Source organism: Planctomycetia bacterium, assembly GCA_021413845.1.
In the GTDB taxonomy this organism is placed as follows: Bacteria; Planctomycetota; Planctomycetia; order Pirellulales; family PNKZ01; genus PNKZ01.
Genome location: JAIOPP010000070.1, coordinates 48,091 through 67,044, shown reverse-complemented (window position 1 = coordinate 67,044; position 18,954 = coordinate 48,091). Strand labels below are relative to the sequence as shown.

Annotated in this window: 16 protein-coding genes; 9 read left to right on the top strand and 7 right to left on the bottom strand. The window is 60.3% G+C overall.

What is annotated here, in order from left to right:
• The first annotated feature begins 169 nt into the window (after window positions 1-169).
• Window positions 170-1,288 carry a metal-dependent hydrolase gene (locus tag K8U03_12745; protein ID MCE9605755.1) on the top strand — a complete coding sequence of 373 codons (1,119 nt, stop codon included), beginning with the start codon at window positions 170-172 and terminating at the stop codon, window positions 1,286-1,288.
• Between the two features lie 6 nt (window positions 1,289-1,294).
• On the opposite strand, the gene dtd is transcribed toward K8U03_12745, so the two are convergent.
• Complete coding sequence (dtd, locus tag K8U03_12740; protein ID MCE9605754.1) at window positions 1,295-1,744, bottom strand: D-tyrosyl-tRNA(Tyr) deacylase; 450 nt, start codon at window positions 1,742-1,744, stop codon at window positions 1,295-1,297.
• A 285-nt stretch (window positions 1,745-2,029) separates the two neighbouring features.
• Between dtd and K8U03_12735 the strand changes: the two genes are divergently transcribed.
• Entirely contained in the window at window positions 2,030-3,010 is a 981-nt protein-coding gene (locus tag K8U03_12735) for a ZIP family metal transporter (GenBank protein ID MCE9605753.1), read from the top strand.
• Window positions 3,011-3,386: 376 nt separating this feature from the next.
• On the top strand, window positions 3,387-4,433 hold the full coding sequence (locus tag K8U03_12730) for a hypothetical protein (protein ID MCE9605752.1): 1,047 nt from the start codon (window positions 3,387-3,389) through the stop codon (window positions 4,431-4,433).
• A 63-nt stretch (window positions 4,434-4,496) separates the two neighbouring features.
• Here the strand turns inward: K8U03_12730 and K8U03_12725 are convergent, their stop codons facing one another.
• On the bottom strand, window positions 4,497-5,069 hold the full coding sequence (locus K8U03_12725; GenBank protein ID MCE9605751.1) for a hypothetical protein: 573 nt from the start codon (window positions 5,067-5,069) through the stop codon (window positions 4,497-4,499).
• Window positions 5,070-5,196: 127 nt separating this feature from the next.
• Here K8U03_12725 and pdxA point away from each other — a divergent pair, with 127 nt between their 5' ends.
• Window positions 5,197-6,231 carry a 4-hydroxythreonine-4-phosphate dehydrogenase PdxA gene (gene pdxA / locus K8U03_12720; GenBank protein MCE9605750.1) on the top strand — a complete coding sequence of 345 codons (1,035 nt, stop codon included), beginning with the start codon at window positions 5,197-5,199 and terminating at the stop codon, window positions 6,229-6,231.
• On the opposite strand, the gene K8U03_12715 is transcribed toward pdxA, so the two are convergent.
• The gene (locus K8U03_12715; GenBank protein MCE9605749.1) at window positions 6,228-7,232 is read right to left on the bottom strand and encodes a hypothetical protein; all 1,005 of its coding nucleotides are present in this window, start codon (window positions 7,230-7,232) and stop codon (window positions 6,228-6,230) included. The genes pdxA and K8U03_12715 overlap by 4 nt on opposite strands.
• A 287-nt stretch (window positions 7,233-7,519) precedes the next feature.
• Here K8U03_12715 and K8U03_12710 point away from each other — a divergent pair, with 287 nt between their 5' ends.
• The 4 genes from K8U03_12710 (at window position 7,520) to K8U03_12695 (ending at window position 12,124) form a co-directional block, all read left to right on the top strand.
• A complete protein-coding gene (locus K8U03_12710; protein ID MCE9605748.1) occupies window positions 7,520-8,476 on the top strand; it encodes a hypothetical protein in 957 nt (318 codons plus the stop codon).
• A 216-nt stretch (window positions 8,477-8,692) separates the two neighbouring features.
• Window positions 8,693-9,499 carry a hypothetical protein gene (locus tag K8U03_12705; protein ID MCE9605747.1) on the top strand — a complete coding sequence of 269 codons (807 nt, stop codon included), beginning with the start codon at window positions 8,693-8,695 and terminating at the stop codon, window positions 9,497-9,499.
• 22 nt (window positions 9,500-9,521) lie between these two features.
• Window positions 9,522-10,787, top strand: a complete 1,266-nt coding sequence (locus K8U03_12700) for a DUF11 domain-containing protein (protein ID MCE9605746.1) — start codon at window positions 9,522-9,524, stop codon at window positions 10,785-10,787.
• A gap of 221 nt (window positions 10,788-11,008) precedes the next feature.
• Window positions 11,009-12,124, top strand: a complete 1,116-nt coding sequence (locus K8U03_12695; protein MCE9605745.1) for an aminotransferase class I/II-fold pyridoxal phosphate-dependent enzyme — start codon at window positions 11,009-11,011, stop codon at window positions 12,122-12,124.
• A gap of 214 nt (window positions 12,125-12,338) precedes the next feature.
• Here the strand turns inward: K8U03_12695 and clpX are convergent, their stop codons facing one another.
• Both clpX and K8U03_12685 read right to left on the bottom strand, forming a co-directional pair.
• Window positions 12,339-13,637: an ATP-dependent Clp protease ATP-binding subunit ClpX gene (clpX, locus tag K8U03_12690; GenBank protein ID MCE9605744.1), complete on the bottom strand. Its 1,299-nt coding sequence runs from the start codon at window positions 13,635-13,637 to the stop codon at window positions 12,339-12,341.
• A gap of 282 nt (window positions 13,638-13,919) precedes the next feature.
• Window positions 13,920-14,252, bottom strand: a complete 333-nt coding sequence (locus K8U03_12685) for a hypothetical protein (GenBank protein ID MCE9605743.1) — start codon at window positions 14,250-14,252, stop codon at window positions 13,920-13,922.
• A 369-nt stretch (window positions 14,253-14,621) separates the two neighbouring features.
• Here K8U03_12685 and K8U03_12680 point away from each other — a divergent pair, with 369 nt between their 5' ends.
• Window positions 14,622-16,154, top strand: a complete 1,533-nt coding sequence (locus tag K8U03_12680; GenBank protein MCE9605742.1) for a diguanylate cyclase — start codon at window positions 14,622-14,624, stop codon at window positions 16,152-16,154.
• 26 nt (window positions 16,155-16,180) lie between these two features.
• Here K8U03_12680 and K8U03_12675 read toward each other — a convergent pair whose 3' ends face one another.
• Both K8U03_12675 and K8U03_12670 read right to left on the bottom strand, forming a co-directional pair.
• A complete protein-coding gene (locus tag K8U03_12675; protein MCE9605741.1) occupies window positions 16,181-17,062 on the bottom strand; it encodes a hypothetical protein in 882 nt (293 codons plus the stop codon).
• A gap of 160 nt (window positions 17,063-17,222) precedes the next feature.
• Window positions 17,223-18,719, bottom strand: a complete 1,497-nt coding sequence (locus K8U03_12670) for a PQQ-like beta-propeller repeat protein (GenBank protein ID MCE9605740.1) — start codon at window positions 18,717-18,719, stop codon at window positions 17,223-17,225.
• Between the last annotated feature and the right edge of the window lie 235 nt (window positions 18,720-18,954).

Sequence of the window (18,954 nt, the reverse complement as noted above, 5' to 3'; positions counted from 1 at the left end):
AGTATAAGTGTTGCAGTGCCGAACGACGAAGATCAGTTCAAGCTAGCAAAACGAGAGACGTGGCGATGCTCCGAAGGGGCCGGAATCGCGCGGTCTGCTCTGGTGGGGGATGGCTGCTTGCGATACAGTCGCGACCCGCCGAAAGGCCCATTTCCTGGAGCATTTGCGCGTGGCCGACTTCAAGACGCACATCACGACCAGTACGGCGCTCGGCGTCGGCTATGCGGCGGTTGCGTATACCTACTTCAAGCTCCCGGCCCCCCCTTGCCTCTTGGCCGGCGCGCTGTGCAGCGTCTCCGGAATGCTGCCCGACTTAGATAGCGATTCCGGCATTCCGCTTCGAGAAAGTTTGGCGTTCGCGGCGGCGTGCGTGCCGATGCTGCTCACTTCGCGGTTCGAGGCACAAGGCTGGTCGACCGAGACGATGGTTCTTGCCGGCGCCGGTATGTACATTGCGGTTCGTTTCGGCTTGGGGACGTTGCTGAAGAAATATACCGTGCATCGCGGGATGTTTCATAGCATTCCCGCAGCGCTGATCGCCGGCGAGGTCGCATTTCTGCTCTGCGCGACGGGGGACATTTATCTGCGCGCGTTTAAGGCTTGCGCCGTCCTTGTCGGCTTCTTCTCGCATCTCATTCTCGACGAGATTTGGAGCATCCGCTTCAAAGGTGGAATCGGCTTGAAGAGCTCGTCCGGCACGGCGATGAAGCTGTGGGGCGATAGCGCGTGGGGAAATTTATCGTGCTACGTGAAGCTGATTCTGCTCGGCGTCGTCGTGTTGAACGATCCGGTTTGGTCGACAGTCTCGCCGCGCGGCCAAGAGCTGCACTCGGTCGCTTCGGCGATCGTCAAAGAGATCGAACAAAAAACGAATCTGCGACTCCCGAACGATGGGCCGGCGCAACCCACCGGCACTACGACGCAGCCGACACAAAGCAGCCCCACGCAAACGCAGCAGCCCTCCCCTGCTCTGCAACAAGCTTACGCCTTGCAACAACAGCAGGCGTATCAACAACAGCTTTACCAACAGCAAGTGGCGGCGCAGCAGCAAGCCTATCAAGCGGCTTACCAGCAGGCGGCTTATCAACAGTCGTATTACGGCCAAAGCGGTTATTCGCCGGCGACGTATCCACAGCAACAGTCGCAATCGTATCAGCCCGCGACACAGACTTATCCGCAACAGTATCAGCAGCCGTATTACCCGAACGCTACGGTGCCGGCTTATCAGGCGCAGCCGAACTACGGCCAACAACCTCGGGCCGGTTACCCGATGACTCGGCGATATTAACTCGGCTTAGAAGTTCTTGCGGCTATCGACGAGCAGGGTCACCGGCCCGTCGTTGGTGAGAGTCACCGCCATGTCGGCGCGAAACTTTCCGGTCGCCACGACGATGCCGCGGGCGCGAACGCCGGCGACGAACGACTCGTAGAGCGCGAGCGAGCTCACGGGCTCGGCGGCCTCGGTGAAGCTGGGCCTTTTTCCTTTACGGCAATCGCCGAGCAAGGTGAACTGACTGACGACAAGCATCGCGCCGTCGATTTCGGCGAGCGAAAGATTCATCTTGCCGTCGGCGTCGTTGAAGATTCGGAGCCCGACGACCTTCTCGACCAGATAGTCGACGTCGGCCGGAGTGTCGCCTTGAGCGACGCCGAGCAGCACCAGCAGCCCGCGCTCGATCGCACCGATGGTCTCATCGGCAACCACGACCTCGGCTCGGCTCACACGCTGGACGCAGGCACGCATCGACAAAGACTCGCAAAGATAGGGAAAGACGGAGATTACAATGTCCTACGCAGCATACGTGCGCTTACGCGTTGACTGTGCGCAAGAGATCTAAGATCGCTGAAAATACTCTGTGGCGGCATAAAAAGCCACGCGGCGACGGATGCCTAGCGCCGATTGTCCGCAGAGCCTTGTGACGGCGAGGCTTCCGCACGATACTGGAAGATCGTCGCTTGCGAACCGTTCGCATTTCAGTACGTCGAGCATATTTCCGATCCACGCCCTTCTCCGCGTCCGTCACCACTCATGAGCGCTGCGGTACTCCTTTCGATTTATTGCGCCGGGATCGTCGGGGCTTCCTTGCTCGGCGGATTCATTCCGCATTGGTTTCGTCTGACGCATACGCGCATGCAGACGGCGTTGAGCTTCGTCGCCGGGGCGATGCTCGGCGTCGGGCTGCTACATCTAATCCCCCACGCTTTCTTGCTCGTCGGTTCGATCGATCGGACGATGTGGTTCGCGTTGGCCGGGTTTCTGCTGATGTTCTTTATCGAGCGGGCCTTTCATTTTCACCACCACGACGCTCCGCCCGAGCCGACGTCGACCGAACCTCAGGCCCCGGCCCACGATTGCGATCATGAACACCACAAGCATCACGGGCATAGTCACGGCGAGCACACGCATGCCGGCCACGATCATGGAGAGGCTCATGGTTCTTCGACTTCGATCGGTTGGGGCCCTGCCCTGCTCGGTCTCGGGCTCCATAGCCTGCTCGACGGCGTAGCGTTGGCCGCCGGGATCGCCGCCGAACGGAGCGAACATCACGACCTCGCATGGGCCGGCCTCGCTATCTTTCTGGTGATCGCGTTGCATAAGCCGCTCGATTCACTCACGCTCGGTGCGCTCATGGCCGTCGGAGGGCGATCGGTTCGACATCGGCATCTGGTGAACTTCGGCTACGCGCTCTCGGTGCCGATCGGTGCCCTGCTCTTCCAAGCGGGTTTGTTCACCTTCGGCGCGGCCGATAAGCAAGCGATCGGCTGCGTCTTGGCTCTAGCGGCAGGGACGTTTCTTTGCATCTCGACGAGCGATCTGCTTCCCGAGCTTCAGTTTCATTCTCACAACCGTTTGCAGCTTTCTTTGGCGTTGGTCGCGGGACTTGCCATCGCGGGTGGGATCGTTTTCTTAGAGCAGAGCGGACACGACCATTCGCACGTGGGCAACGGTCGACAAGCGACGAGCGATCCGAGTGGGAAGCCTGCTGCAACGGCTTCACCGCGTCCCTAAGTGTCCAGCGATTTAAATCTCTTGCGAACGGTATGTTGACGACTAAACGCCATCTCATGAATCGGTTCGTAAGCGTACAAGTCGGATGAAAAGCGATCACGATCTTTTACGCCAAACTTCGGCGTGTGGTTTTTAGCCGACCAAGCGTGCTTGCGCTTGGCTTAAGAGATAACGGTTCCGTAAGCCCCTGTTGCTGCCTGTTATGCGCTCTCATCGCGTCGATTTTCTTGCGACTCGTATCATTGCCACGACTCGCCGACAACTTTGACTCAGCATCGCAGCCGACGCAGCTTTGCACGACATCGGACATGAGAATTCCTTTGCCGTAGCTGGTCGGATAGCGGGCTGAAGCGCATTTCTAAACTTGAGGACACCGATGACAAACAACCACAGCTATCGGCTCAGAGCGATTTTCATTTGGACCGCGGCGCTGCTTTCACCTGCGATGGTCGCAGCGCAACAAGCGCCCGCAAAACCCACCGACGTTCCAAAGCCGACCGAGGCTCCGAAGCCGGTCGAGGCCCCCAAGGCGATCGAAACGCCTCCGAAGCCGATCGAAAAGGTCACGCAAGATAAGCCCGTGACGGTGCAGCCCACGCCGGCAACGAAGCCCACCCCGGATGTCACATCGCCGACGGCGCCCAGCACCAGCAAGGTGCAACCGAACGGCACGGAAACGGTTGCGCCCGGCCCTTCGCCGATCGCAGCACCCGGCACGTTATCGAGCCCGCCGCCGGCGGCTCCTGCGCCGAACTCCCCGGCAGCAAGGCCGACCGCTCCGAAAGAGCGCTACTTCATGCTCGTGTTCGGGTCGCAATCTTCTCCGAAGCGAGCTAAATACACGCACACTTGGATGACGATCGTGAAGGCCGTGCCCGGCGTCGAAAATGCGGCGAAATACGATCTCACTTCGCACACCATCTCTTGGCTCCCGCGTACGCTCAACGTGCGTATCCTTACCTTGCGCGGCGAGCCGGGAGTCAATCTTTCTCTCCATCAGACACTCAAGTTCGCGCTCTGCAACAACGAGTGCCTCGCGATGTGGGGGCCGTATGAGCTCGATCCGATCGTCGCACCGCAGATCTACGACAAGTCCTTACGGCAAATCTCGCGGCTCAATAGCGGCTGCGTGCTTTATAAAGCGGTCGATCCGGATCATGGTCCACGTTCGACTTACATCTCGAACTGCATCCACGCCGTCACGGACCTAGATGGCCTGTCGCGCCGTTCCAACTACGACGAACTGCGCAACCACGGCTTCGACGCCAGCCAGTATCTCGCCGGCATTCTCATTCGCAGCGGCCGAGTCGACTCGAGCGTGACGCACGAATGGGTCGCCGACGCGCTCGGTCTCGGTTGCTATCCGATCCAACGCCGCATGATTATTCCCTGCCGTCCGCCGCTCGCCGTGGTAGCGGAATAAAGCCTTCACCGCGATCGCTCGAACATGCCGCAGCTTTTTCGCAGCAGCGGGGGCTCGATTGTCTTAATCGAGTCCTCGTTCGCTGCGAATTCTTTTGACCTCGGCCATCACCCCTTCGATCACGGCGTGATTGGAGCGGATGTAGTTCGACTGTAGAAAGAAGCCCCCGACGATCAGCGTGATTCCCAAGAGCGAAGCGAGGAGATGAAAGTCGGCCCAAGCGACGTCGCCGCCGAAGCGAAGCAATAAGTCGCGAGACAGGCTGGAGCCGGGATCGGCAGCTCCGCCCAAGGCGGCGATACCGACGACGATCAACATCCCGACGAAGGAAATCGGAAACGCTTTCCGTTTCAACCGAGTGCTTTCGGAAACGAAGCGATCGCCCAAGCGATACGTTTCCGAAACCTCTTTGCACCATCGGTTCGTGCCGACGAAATAGGTCACGACAACGCTCTCGACCAACAGCACGAGCACTCCGGCGGCGATGCCCGAGAGCCGATGAACCGTCGCCAAGCGTTGGGCCTCGATGTCGCGCGGGTTGCGAATGTCGTACGAGTGCAGATAGAGCCCCAGAACCATGACCGACGACAACGCCACGGCACCCAAGAGCGCCAGGGGATAAAAGATACGGTTCACGGTGTTCTCGCGTCGCAAGCCGAATGAAAGGGGAAGCGCCGGCGATTAGTTCTACGGGAATCACCGCCGCCTCACTAGGGCCGCCCTCCCCTGCCCCGGCGTTCGCCGCCGGCTTAAAATAGCGGACATGAACAAGCCACTCATTGCCGTTACGATGGGCGACGCGGCCGGTGTCGGCCCCGAGGTGATCGCCGGTTGCTGGCCGAGCAGCGAAGTCCACGATCTCTGCCGACCGTTCGTCGTCGGGCATCCCGAGATTATTCGTCGCGCCGTCGAGCTTTGGAAGCTGCCGATCGAAGTGCGCACGATCGCAGCGCCGGAAGATGCCCATCCGACCCGCACGCTGATTCCGGTCTTGCAAGCCTGTTCCGACGACGTGCTCGCGGCGCCGCGCTGCCTGGTCGACGCGCGCCACGGCCGGGCCGCTTACGATTGCCTCGTCACCGCGGCGCGCCTCGCGCTTGCGGATCGTGTCGCCGCGGTTACGACCGCGCCGTTGCATAAAGCGGCTCTTCACGCCGCGGGCCATCACTATCCCGGCCACACGGAATTGCTCGCCGAACTCTGCGGCGTCGACGACTTCGCAATGATGCTCTATCTCGGCCCGCAAGCGTCGATTCGCGGAACGTCGGGCCTGGGAGTGATTCACGTTACGTTGCACATGGCGCTCCGCGATGTCTTCGCCAACCTCACGACCATGGCCGTGAACGAAAAGATTCGCTTGGCGCACGACGTGATGCGCCACATCAAAGGCTCGGCACCGCGCATCGGAGTCGCGGCGCTGAACCCTCACGCCGGCGAATCGGAATTATTCGGCGACGAAGAAGGACGGATCATCGCCCCGGCCGTCGCTCAAACGAAGGGTGAAGGACTCTACGTCGCAGGCCCCTATCCGACCGATACGCTGATGGTCCGAGCACGCGACGGGGAGTTCGATGCCGTCGTCGCGATGTATCACGACCAAGGCCACATCGCGCTTAAATTGCTCGGGATGCATCGGGCCGTCAACGTCACGCTCGGGCTTCCGATCGTGCGGACGAGCGTGGCGCACGGCACCGCCTTCGATCTGGCTTGGCAATGCAAGGCGGAGACCAGCAGCATGGTCGAAGCGCTGCGGGTAGCAGCGCTGCTGGTAGACCGACGAGGCCTTGCAACGGCTTAAGGGACTGCCGTCCGAGCGTTAAGAAATTTGTCGGTGATGTCGGCAAACCGTCGCGAGCCGGGGGAGAATTGGAAAAGCCGCTCTTCGATCGGCACGTCGAACTGCACTTCGAAGAACTCTAAGACCAGCAGCGGCTTCGAGGCGTCGTCTCCTTTCAGTCCGGTGTCGGCTTTCGCAGCCCCCTGCTCTACCGACTTAGCCGAACGTCGAAACTCGAAGCGATACGGAAACAAATCATCGGCTCCGAGATAGATGACTACCCGATCGGGCACGTGAGGCCGCAGGCTGTCGGTGCTGGTTCGGCGTCCCGCTTGCGTATCGGCCGGGATCTTGGGATTGAAGACGGTCAAGGCGGGTGTTTTCCAGCGACCTTCGATGCCGTAAACCGGCAACGCGCCTAATTCGGATCGGAACACGCCGTTGAATTCAAAGTCTTTTCCTAGCGCGGCGAGTAACTGAGAAAGTCCGCCGAGGCCGAGCTGACGATGCGGATCGCCGCCGGGCTCCGTCGCCGCATTCGGATTTGGAGCCGCCAAGACGCGGTCGATATCGACCCGCTGAATTTCCGGTTCGTCCTTGAGCAGATACGAAATCCAAAGATGCCTCCCATCGGCAACCTGCAATAAGTTCACGACCCGATTATCGACCTGCATACGGAGCTCGTATCGCAACAGCCTTGCGAGCTCCGGCCCTTGCGCGTATTCGCCCGATCCGATCAGCTCGCGCCCGTAAATCGTCGCGCGATGCCGAACCTTCGCCACGATCGATTTCTGTCGCGACAACATCCGGTTCGATCCGGCCAGCAACTGCTGTGGATCGGGAAGCGCCGCTTTGCCGGCAACCGGCCGAGCGACGGGTTGCGCAGAACCGGCGGGCGCGGCACTGCCGGCAGGAGCTTGCTCGGGCGCGATCCCCTGCCCTATTACCGTCTGGAAGCAGCAAAACCATGCGACGAAAAACGCCGCGCTTCGACTAGGTAAGTTGTATCTGCTGTGATTCATGGACGGGTTCTAACGGATTTACCAAAGAATCGCATTGTACGACGCCGAGGATACTCACATGGGAGTTCGCTCTTCGGGTCCGAGTCGGCGACGACGCAGATCGAGGTGCGAAATCCGAGTCGAAGGGGTCGCATTGTATTCGGGGGGCCTTCCAAGGGTCCATGCCGGTTCTAGCCGGTGAAAGCACCGTGCGGCAGCCGTTCGACACGCTCGATCACGCAGTTCATAAGCCGGGACTCGGAAACATACCGCCCCGACTCAACAGGGATGGATCCAAGGGGGAACCGATGAAGTACCGATTTGCCTTGATGTTCGGGCTGGCGGCCTGCGGTGGATGCCGTATTCCGTTCGTGCCGCATACGCTTCCACCGGCGACGATGATGCAGCATCCCGGACCGGGCGTCGATGGCCCCGGCCCCGGCGTGATGACGCTCGGCGATCCGGCGATGGGAATGCCATTACAGAATTCTCAAGTCGCGTTTCTCGGCCCTGAAGGGGCGACCGTGGCTTGGAGCGTCGGCCAGCCGGGCCTGTTCGATTCCGAACCGCTCGTCGCTCCGGCGCGATCCAACTTCCCGCAAGGGGCCGTCTATCGTTTGAAGCTGACCGACCTGCCGGGCCGCCCGGGCGTCGAGCTTTATCCGACGATCGAAATCGGTCCGTCCGTCAATCGCACGGAAGCCTATCTCTCGCACAACGCGATTCCGATTCAGTTCACGGAAGAAGACCTCGACCAAGTGCTTTCGGGCAACTTCGTCACCAAGGTCATCTTCTTGCCTGATCCGGAGTTCCAAGAATTGGCCGTCGCCGGCGTGCAAGAACTCGTCAGCACGCGTCTGGATCCGGGCCAAGATCCGATCGTCGAAGCCGATCGTCAAGGTGCGATCATGGCGATCATTCGGATCGGTAATAAGGATTTGGAAGTGCCGGGTGCCAACGGCGAACTCGTCGACGGCGGCATCGAAGGGAGCTCGCTCTATCAAGGTGCGGTCGGAGCCCAATTTGGGATTCCGATCACCGGGACGCCGATCGGTCTCCCCGGACCTCCGCACATCCCGCTAGGTGGGCCTGCCGGCGTGCAGAAGCATGTGGTCCGCAACCACACGTTCCAGCACTATCCGGACCCCTCGAAGAAGGTCAGTCTGCATGTGAAGCAGACTCCGGGCATGAGCTATCCGAAGGCTGCAAACCACGCCTATATTCACGAGAACGCTCGTCAACCGCTCTTGCCGAGCAACCAGTAGTTTTCGTCGAGTAAGAAGTCGGAAATAAGAACCCGACTGCGCATCTTCCAGAGCTTCATCCGCGGGTTGCTTAGCAACTCGTCGTGCTCTCACGATGCGGAGCGCCGCCGCACCACACACGGCGGCGCTCCGCACATCGCTTCGAGTCCTCTCGCGGGGCTCATCGCATCAAGTCTCGTTCGCGTTCCGTAGCGTCCACTTTGGTAGCGTCGTCGTATGCCTTCATCTATCGTGCATATCCGCCGCCTCATCGGGCTTGTCGCGCCGGCGTGCATCGTCGTCGTGGCGGCAAGTGTGGCGCAGGCCCAGCAACCTGCGGCTCACTATCAGTTTCAGACGCAGAACCCGCCGGGTGCCGTCGCCGCGGCTCGGCTGCAACGCGGCGGACCGGTTGTCGGCTACTTTCAACCAGTCGAGATGACCGGGCCTAAAGGGGTTCTTATTTCGTTGGCCGATCAAGGTGGCTGGACCGAGCCGACCGAAGGAGCCGTGTTCGCCGGAATGCAAATCGGCACACCGTATCGAATCAAGCTCTCGAACCTGCCCGAGCAGTTTCGCAATCTCGAATGCTATCCGACGATCGAGATCATCGATCGCACTTATGCCCCGGTCGGCATGGAACGTCGCTTTCCGATTCCGGTCATCTTCAATGAAGATGATCTTCGCCTCGCGACCGACGGCTTGCTCGTAACCCGAGTCGTCTACATCGAAGATCCGAAGCAAGCCTTGCCCGGCACGCAGCAGCCGGGCGAGCAACTGTGGCACGATGCGGGAGCGAAAGCGAATCCGCTGGAAGTCGCCGATCGGTTAGGACGTCCCGTGGCGATCGTTCGCCTCGGAGGCCGAACGCCCGACGAAAGCGCGGGCCCCGACATGCACTTCATCTATGGATGCCCGAAGTGGCTCCGAATCGTGCCGCTGCCGGCTCTCGCTCAGGCGGTGCCGACCACTATGCCTATCCCCACGCCGGCTCCGCAGCCGATCACGAACGGATCGTCGCGTCGAGCGACCGCCGTTCGCTAAAGCCTCTCCGAGAACGCCCATCATGACATCACGCCCTCGCACTCTTCAGATCGCGCATCGCACGGTTGCGGTCATGGTCATGTTGGCCGTCTTGCCGTCGTGCCGCACTTTTACGAAGAGCTTGTCGAAGGAAAGCGCCTCGGACCTGTCGTCGAACGATCCGAATGTGCGCGTCGTCAGCGATGAGCAACCGATCGCAGAGCCCCCTGCCCCGCTTCCGGTCAACCATGCCAAGTCGATCGCAGGCAAACCGGCCAAAGCGATCGTCGGCACGAAGCTGCCTGCGATTCAGCGCGACTACGATGGGGAAGCGAACTGCGCTCCGCCGATTCCTTACGGCGTCGTCACTCCCTGGGCGCCGCCGGGCATTAAAGGCCCTTGGCCGCAAGATGAATACCTTCACGACGGCGGCGACGCCGAAGAACCGGTGGCCGTGAGTCCCGAGTGGCGCGTGCAAGGTTTGAACGTCGAAGACACCGTCGCCCATTACGACACGATGGATGGCCGCACGCTCGTCGAATCGTCGAACTGCGCGTATATCTACGCCCCCCGCTTCAGCTCCGTGCGCGGAGTGACGAACGTCGTCTCCAGCGAAATGGTCGACGGGCCGACGAACATCGTCGAGCGCGAACGGGTCTCTTACTTCAACGAACGGGCTCGCGTCGGTACGAAGCTGGAACAACAGCAACCGATCGGACAGACCGCGAACTTGAAGCTCGGAACTTATCGCCGCGAGCAAGGCTCCGGCATCGCGTCGACGGCGCTCATGCCGCACAACTACCAACAAGCGTTCTACGCTTACGAAAACCTCTCGGTGATTCGCTCGGGCACGATGCTCGGATCCGAAAAAGCACGCCTCGCCGAACGAAGCGAAAGTGCGATTGCTTGGTCGAAGGCCGACGGCGTGAAGGTCTTCGTCGAGAAGCAGCAAGCCGTGGTCTCGACCGGCGACAAGCGGGCCCAAGCGATCTACATCGTGAAAGGTCCGACCGACGCTCGTCTGCGGATTTGCAAGATCGCTTCGACCCCCGCGGCTCAGCCCGGCGACATCGTCGACTTCACGATTCGCTACGACAACATCGGCGATCAAACCGTGGGGAACGTCGTCATTCTCGATAGCCTGACGACGCGGCTGGCCTACGTGCCCGACAGTGCTCAATCGAGCCGTCAGGCCCACTTCAACGCCGCCGAGAACTCGGCCGAGTCGCTCGAACTTCGCTGGGAGATCGACGAGCCGATCAAGCCGGGCGAAGGGGGCCTCGTGCGATTTAAGTGCAAGGTGCGGTAATCGGACAGTGACCGGTGGTCAGTGGTCGGTGGTCAGTACTTGCGGGAACTTAGCGCTGCGCTTTGTCTCCTTCAAAATCTGCTACTCTGCGATACACTAGATCCTTCCGATACGCCCTCATTCGTTGGCTGCGCCGCCACTTTTCTAGGCGCAGAAGCATCTTCGCTTCCCCTCTGCAACTGATCACCGACCCCTGACCACTGACCACTATCTCCAACTCTATGTCTCGCCATCCTTGGATCGCTGACCGCATGGCCCACTTCGATAGCTCGGGCATCCGCAAGGTGTTCGATCTCGCGGCCAAGATGAAGAACCCGATCAATCTCTCGATCGGCCAGCCGGATTTCGCCGTGCCGCCGGCGATCAAGACGGCTGCGATCGACGCGATCAACGACAACAAAAACGGCTACTCGCAGACCCAAGGCATCGCGCCGCTGCGCGACAAGCTCGCGGCGCAGATCGCGAAGGATTTCGGCCACGCGGATCGCGACCTCTTCATTACGAGCGGCACCAGCGGCGGGTTGGTATTGGCGATGCTCGCCTTAGCGAACCCGGGCGACGAGGTGATCGTCTTCGATCCGTTTTTCGTGATGTATCCGTCGCTGGCGAAGCTCGCGGGAGCCGTGTTGGTGCCGATCGACACGTATCCCGACTTCCGAATCGACATCGACAAGGTGCGCGCGGCGATCACCCCGAAGACGAAGGCGATCTTGTTCAATAGCCCGGCGAACCCGACCGGCGTCACGGCGACGGAAGCCGAGGTGCGCGACTTGGCGCTCTTGGCCGCCGAGAAGAACGTGGCTCTCGTAAGCGACGAAATCTATCGAGCCTTCTGCTACGACCACGCGTTCGTCTCGCCAGCGAAGTACAATCCACAGACGATCGTGATCGATGGGTTCAGCAAGGGCTACGGCATGACCGGTTGGCGGCTCGGCTACGCACATGGTCCGAAGGCCGTGATCCAAGAGATGGCGAAACTCCAGCAATATACGTTCGTCTGCGCGCCGCAGCCGTTTCAATGGGCCGGCTCGGCGGCGCTCGACGTCGACATGACGCCGCACATCGACGACTACCGCCGGAAGCGCGACCGGATCGTGAAAGGCATCGGCGATCTCTACGAAGTCGCCACGCCGAACGGAGCGTTCTACGCGTTCCCGAAAGCACCTTGGGGAACCGGCACGGAGTTCGTCGCCGCGGCCATCGAGCGCGAACTGCTCATCATCCCCGGCGGCATCTTCAGCGCCCGCGACACGCACTTCCGCATCTCCTATGCGGCAGCCGACGCGGTGATCGATCGCGGGATCGAAGTGCTGAGATCGATCGCGAAGGGGAAGTAGTCGAGCGCATCATCATCATCCGAGGCGAGCGGCCGGTGTGAACCGGCCGTTTCTTCGGGTAGCCCCGAAACCTCGTTGCCGGAGATGCACGGCGCAAAAATAAAACGAGCCCGGTCGGAATGGTTACCGACTCGGGCTCGTTTTGTCTGGCGTAACTTAACCCCCGGCGGTTCGACCGCAACAAGTGAATGCTGCGCGGCCCCGGGCTTGAACGTTACGCCGACTTATGTTTCGTTTCGCTGACCGGGAAGAGCTTCGTGTGTCCCATGACCACTTCGGGAGTGACCACGTAGCGACGTCCGGCCCCGTTTTCGGGAAGATCGAACATGATGTCGAGCATCAACCCTTCGATGATCGTCCGAAGACCACGTGCACCGGTAACTTTTTCGTGCGCTTTCTTGGCAATCGCACGAACGGCGTCCTCGGTGAACTCGAGCTCGGCGCTTTCCATCTCGAAGAGCTTCTGGTACTGACGGACGATCGCGTTGCGGGGCTCGCTGAGAACCTTCATCAGCGCGTCGACGTCGAGCGGACGAAGCGGAGCGAGCACCGGTAGCCGGCCGCAGAGTTCGGGAATCATGCCGAACTCGACGAGGTCGTCGCTCGTGACTTGCGCCAAGAGCCGACCGACTTCGTGATCTTCGACCGCATCGGCCTTGATCGCTTCTTGGGAGAAGCCGATCGTCTTCTTGCCGAGCCGTTTGCTGATGATCTTCTCGAGCCCGGAGAACGTCCCACCGCAGATGAAGAGGATGTTCGAAGTGTCCATCTGGATGTACTGCTGCTCGGGATGCTTGCGGCCTCCCTGCGGCGGCACGTTGGCAACCGTACCTTCGAGCATCTTAAGGAGCGCTTGTTGGACTCCTTCGCCCGATACGTCACGCGTGATCGAGACGTTGTTGCTCGTTTTGCCGATCTTGTCGATTTCGTCGATGTAGAGAATTCCGCGTTGGGCTTGCTCTAAGTCGAAATCCGCGGCATGCAACAGCTTCAGCAGCAAGTTCTCGACGTCTTCGCCGACATAGCCGGCTTCGGTGAGGGTCGTCGCATCGCCGATCGCGAACGGCACGTTTAACAGCCGGGCCAAGGTGCGAGCGAGCAACGTCTTGCCGCTGCCGGTCGGGCCGATGAGCAAGATGTTCGACTTGTCGATATCGACATCGCCGACGCCTTCGGCGGCGAGTTGCAGACGCTTGTAGTGCGTGTGAACGGCGACCGAGAGAACCTTCTTCGCTTGTTCCTGACCGACGACGTACTCTTCGAGCTTCGTCATGATCTCGCGCGGGGCGGGAATGCGATTGAACAGCGGCTTGCCGCTCCCTCGACGCTTGCGCTCTTGGTCGAGAATGGACTGGCAGAGCTCGATGCACTCGCCGCAGATATACACGTCGCCGGGGCCTTCGACGAGAGGCCCGACGTCGCGATAGCTCTTGCGACAGAATGAACAGAACGCATTTTTCTTAGTAGGGCCCGCACTACGACGGCCACCACTGATGTCCCGACCCGAGGGCATGCCTAATCCTTTCGCCTGTCAGGAATCGGCCGACCTTACCGGTCGCACTCGTCCTGCTGGAATTCCATCTCACGTTCCGTCGCTCGAGCGGCCGACACGCGTCGTCCGGCACGGCATCCCTGTCCGAAACCAACCGAGCTACGGATTCACTATGTTGTCGTTTCTAAAACAGTTGTCGCTTCTACTACGCTTTCGCCGCGCAACGGTTTTCGGAATGTCCGAAAATTCCGCCTGCCGCGCATTCCAGTCTCGAACGTCATAGCCGGCATATTCGTGCCGGCTTTAAGAATCGGCCGAATCTTTACTTTTGGCTTTCTCGATGCTCTCTTGCAACTGCATCGCTAGCTTCGACTTTATGTTTCGGTATTCCTCGTCGGATAGCTCACCCTGCGAATGCAATTCTCGGAAGTTGGTGATCAAATTGCTGGCCTCGAAGTCGGATCCTCGGAAACTGCCGCGAAGCTTACCCACGACGTACACGCCCACCAGCGTCATAATCGCCAAACCCGCGAGCCACAGCACGAGCGTCGTAGTCGAATTCGTTGCCGAGCTATTCGGCACTAAACCTAGAATCATCGGAATCGCTGGAAACGGATTGGCCGTAGCAAGCCGCAAGATCGTTCGGCCCGGCGTAATGTGCGCGAAACGCCGTTAATTATGGCGGGCTCGTCGGGCGTCGTCCAGCAAATGATTCCGTGAAGGTCGCTGAACTGCGCCGACAGGTGGTGGTTTTCCCTAGCCTAAACCGGTCAATACGGAGTAGTTCTACCCCCCGTTCAAACGGAAACATCGTCACGACACGGGGTTCGAGCAGGCGCCTGAGAATAAATTAGCCGCAAATTTTGGCGATTCGCTAGTTCTAACCTAAATGTTTCTAACCGCATCTTGAGTAACCAAGCGACCGTAGACAGAGAATCGCCGCCTGTCGGAACCGTTGCGGTCCGACGATCCGCCGCATTCACCAATCCCGAAAGCCGAACGAATATGGGCACTAGTTATCAATTCGGAATCGATATCCTCGCGATCGTCGCCGTAGTGCAGTTCTTATTCGGAGCGGTCGCCGTGTGGCTCTTCTCCGGAGGCAATCACGCCGCAGCTGCAGCAACCGCGGAGCCCGGCTCGACCGAGATCGAGCAATTGCGTCAAAAGCAACGGGAAGATTCGGCGAAGATCGAAGAAGCGATGCAGCAGGTCTTCCGGCTCACCGGACGGATCGGCCACGACGTCGGCGAGCACAGCGCTCGCGTGAAGCAAATCAACGAAGAAATCACCGGAGCCGCGCAAGGGACGGGTGAAGATCTCGAAGCAACGATCCTGGCCGCCGTGGCGAAGGTCACCGAAGCGAACGAGAAGCTGCAAGGCGAACTCCGCTCCGCCGAAGCCAAGCTCGCCGAGCAATCGGCCGCGCTGCAAAGCCAAATGGAAATGGCTCGGACCGACGCCCTGACCGGAGCGCTCAATCGTCGGGCCTTCGACGACGAGATGCAACGCCGCGTCTCGGAATACCAACGCTATCGCACGCCGGTATCGTTGCTGCTATTCGATATCGATCATTTCAAGAAGTTCAACGACACCTACGGCCACCAGACCGGCGACGATGTGCTGTGCCATGTCGCTTGCACGCTGTCGATGGTGATGCGCGACGTCGATCTCGTCTGCCGCTACGGCGGCGAAGAGTTCGCCATCATTCTTCCGGCAACCGACGCCAAGGGGGCTTTGCTCGCCGCCGAACGGGCTCGAACCGCGATCGAACGGATGGTGGTCGAGTCGTCGGGTCAGCTCTTGAAAGTCACGATCAGCGGCGGCGTCGCCGAAGTGATGCCGAACGAAGATCTCGACGCGTTGGTCGCTCGCACCGATCAAGGGCTCTACGCCTCGAAGAAGGCCGGACGCAATTGCGTACACCTGCACGACGGCAAGAACTTGCTGAAAAACGGCAAGGCGGAACCGGCCGTCAAAGAGCCGGTCGTCGAAGAGAAGCCGAAGAACGAACCGGCCGGCGAAGTGAAAGACCCGTTGAATTCGCTCCCTAACCGGGATGCGTTTGGGGAAGACGTTCGCCGTCGTGTGGAGCAGCACCACAAGTACCAAGCCCCGGTGACCGTGCTTTATTGCGGGGTCGACAACTTCCCGACGATCGTCGAGCGATTCGGTCGCGAAGCCGGAAACGTCGTGCTGCGAGCGGTCGCACAGTTCTTGAAGGCCGTGTTACGCGATCAAGAAATGCTGGCCCGCGTCGCCGAAGATCGCTTCGGAATCACGATGGCCGGTGTGACCGCAAGCGATGCCAAGAGCAAGATCGAACGGATCCGACAAGCGATCGAGAAATGCCGCATTCCGCTCGACGGCCTGGACGACCTGCGATTCACCGCGAGCTTCGGCCTGACGGACATCGAAGCCCAAGACGATGCCGACGGGTTGATGGTCCGGGGTGCCGCAGCCTACGAAACCGCCGCGAAGAACGGGAACAGCATTCACGTGGTTACCGATGCTCAGCAGCTTTGCGAAACACGATAACCTCGCGTCTCGTTCCTCTTCGCACGCTATTTGCGGGCATTGATCGTTTCCAAGGCACGTAGCTTCGTCGGTGTCGCATCGCGAGGGGCTGCAACTGCCGGCGGGGTCGCCGTTGCCTTGGACGACGCGAGGCCCGGCTTCGCCTTTTCGGCGGCAGCCGTTTGCTTCAGCGCGGCTTCCGAAAGGCGACGAGCGAGAAGTAGTTGTTGGGTGGAATACTGCGGCTTGGTCGCATTGACCGCGACCGGCACCGACATCTTCTCCAACTCGTTCCACGTCATTCCATTCGCCAGGTTCCAAGCGGCGGCCTGCACCACCTCGCGATCGAGCTCTTCTTGTCCGTAGCGGACCAAGAGCGACTCGACGGCCGGTTCTCGGCAAACGTCTTCCAGCTTCGCCAGTTCATACGGCACCGCACTGCGAGGGTCCGGCTTGCCGTGCTCGAGGCAAACGGTATCGACGCGAAATTCCCGCACGCTTTCGGGCGGAATATTGAAGATGTTAGCTCGCGCGGTTCCGTTGGTCGGCCCTGCGACGGCTTGCGACGCTTGCTGCCCGTTGCGGTTCGGGTTGTTTCCGAAGATAGGCCCTTGGCCTTGATTGAAGAAGCCTTGCTGTGCCAACACCGGGCGAGCAGCCAACACGTCGGGCAGTTTGACTGAGATGGGCTGCTGGGTAGCGTTCTTAATGAACACCCGCAAGTGATTCGCATCGCGAGCGACGACGCGCACTTCGACATTCCCTTGCTCTATCGCCTCGAATAGACACCCGGCATTCGTGGCTTCCGGGGGAGCTGCCGCAAGCAAGTCGACCCGATCGATCCCGTCGCCGAGACCCATCGACGCCGCGACGAGGAAACAAGCCGCACGCCGCACCGTCTCGCACAACCGAGCGAAAACTTCTCGCATAAACCTCACTCCTACGTTTTGCTTAGGGATCGACGCTGCCTAAGGCGCGTCGATCAACCGGTGGCGCGATACGATCGTTGCGATCATCCCATCCAACACAGGATGGCCGCGGCGCCGCAGGAGCGAAACAAGAGACGCGAAGGAAATTCGAATGCGGGAGCTAGCGTTGCGCAGCCGCCGCGGCTGTCGAACTCTCCACCGCTTTGCCGGCACGCAGGTCGTAGCAGGCCAGCGAATTTCGCAAGCGCAGGATGAGCCGACCATCGACGATCGCCGGCGAGGTGCAAGCCACGGGTCCCTGATCGCCGACCTCTCGCTTGTAGATCCGGGTCGACTCTTCCAGGCCGTTGGGTTTCTTCTCGACCTCGTCGAGCTTTAAGCGTTTTCGCAAGGTTGCGTCGGTCGCCATCAGACCTTGCTTGTCGAACTTCGTCTCGAACAACGTACGGAATTCCTTCGCATCGGCGGCGAAACAAAGGAGCCCATCGAAGGCGTAGAACAGCTTGCCGTCGGCCGCGACGAGCGAAGTGTATTGCGGCGAAGCTAGATCAAGCGTCGTACTCCACGACTCCTCACCGGTCGCTAAGTCGAGACAAGCGATTCGCTTTTCGCCTTGAGCATAGAGGTGGTTGCCGACGACGACCGGGCTGCTTCCTTTGTCGGAGAGTCGCTGATAGGTCCACGCTTCCTTCGCTTCGCTCGGCGTAATTCGATAAGCGCGCAAACCGCTTCGTCTGCTGGAGCCGTAAGTGATCAACAGATCTCCCACAATAACCGGCGTCGAGTTATTCGCTTCCGATCGGACGCGCCACAGCTCCTTGCCGCTCTTCGGCTCGAAGCAAATCGTTTCCCCGCTCGCGACGTTGGCGATCGCCAACTCTCGCCCGTCGGCTCGCCAAGCAACGGCGCTCGAATGTTCTCCCCTGCGCTTGGCATCACCTTGCCATAACAAAGCGCCGGTTCGAGCATCCAGGCCGAACAAGGTTCCCGCGAAGGCGATCGCCGCACCATCGATCACCGCGAAACTCGAAGCGTAAAACTCATCGACATGGACTCCCGGCACGAGCACATCCCAGACGTCTTGTCCGGTCGCGGCATCGAGGCACCGCGCATGGCGTCCGGCGCCGAGGATGTAGAGCTTTCCGTCGGCGAGCGTGAGCGTTCCCGACTGCACGAACTGAGAGTAAACGCTTAGCTTCTCGTTTTTCCAAAGCGTCTTTCCACTAGCGGCATCGAAACAAAACACGAATTCTTTGAACTCGTACAGCTTCGCGAATTCGATCTCCTCCGCCCGTCGATTTTTTTCGTACTCGACATATTCGGCCGCCGACATGCCTCCGCGCTTGCCTTCGGCAAGATAAGGATACTTCTTTTTCGGCAACGCTTCGGGAGTCTTGGGGTTTCTAAAATGGATGAAAAGGTAAGCCTTTCCATCCGCCACGATCGGGCTTCCCCAGCCGCCGGCCGGCAACTGCTCCGTTTGCCAAACCGGCTTCAGGCCATCCTCCGGCAGCGATGCGATCAAGGCGGGGGACGACGGAGCCGCGCCGTCGCGATGCGGACCGCGCCATTGCGGCCAATCCGTGCCGGAATCCGCGTGTGCGGCGACCGCGAGCGAGAGCAATCCGACAACGGCGAGTAAACGAGCGATGGGCATACGAAACCTGCTTGATCGAGGGTCACGACAACTGCGGCGACTCAGCATAACGGCATTGTCCCGACACTGCAAAATACGTTCCGCATGCCGGCGGCCGGAAAGCGGTGAATGCAAATGAAGACATTCAAGCCACGCCGCCGATTGCGAGCAGCCGCTATGGTGCGTAGTCTAAAGCCCTCTGCCGCACGACTCCCGCATGGAATGCCCCTCCCCTACATCCTCTTCACACGGAACG

Coding starts and splice junctions, on each gene's coding strand:
- dtd (MCE9605754.1), bottom strand. CDS start 1,744: ATGCGTGCCTGCGTCCAGCGTGTGAGCCGAGCCGAGGTCGTGGTTGCC.
- K8U03_12735 (MCE9605753.1), top strand. CDS start 2,030: ATGAGCGCTGCGGTACTCCTTTCGATTTATTGCGCCGGGATCGTCGGG.
- K8U03_12730 (MCE9605752.1), top strand. CDS start 3,387: ATGACAAACAACCACAGCTATCGGCTCAGAGCGATTTTCATTTGGACC.
- pdxA (MCE9605750.1), top strand. CDS start 5,197: ATGAACAAGCCACTCATTGCCGTTACGATGGGCGACGCGGCCGGTGTC.
- K8U03_12715 (MCE9605749.1), bottom strand. CDS start 7,232: ATGAATCACAGCAGATACAACTTACCTAGTCGAAGCGCGGCGTTTTTC.
- K8U03_12710 (MCE9605748.1), top strand. CDS start 7,520: ATGAAGTACCGATTTGCCTTGATGTTCGGGCTGGCGGCCTGCGGTGGA.
- K8U03_12705 (MCE9605747.1), top strand. CDS start 8,693: ATGCCTTCATCTATCGTGCATATCCGCCGCCTCATCGGGCTTGTCGCG.
- K8U03_12700 (MCE9605746.1), top strand. CDS start 9,522: ATGACATCACGCCCTCGCACTCTTCAGATCGCGCATCGCACGGTTGCG.
- K8U03_12695 (MCE9605745.1), top strand. CDS start 11,009: ATGTCTCGCCATCCTTGGATCGCTGACCGCATGGCCCACTTCGATAGC.
- clpX (MCE9605744.1), bottom strand. CDS start 13,637: ATGCCCTCGGGTCGGGACATCAGTGGTGGCCGTCGTAGTGCGGGCCCT.
- K8U03_12680 (MCE9605742.1), top strand. CDS start 14,622: ATGGGCACTAGTTATCAATTCGGAATCGATATCCTCGCGATCGTCGCC.
- K8U03_12675 (MCE9605741.1), bottom strand. CDS start 17,062: ATGCGAGAAGTTTTCGCTCGGTTGTGCGAGACGGTGCGGCGTGCGGCT.
- K8U03_12670 (MCE9605740.1), bottom strand. CDS start 18,719: ATGCCCATCGCTCGTTTACTCGCCGTTGTCGGATTGCTCTCGCTCGCG.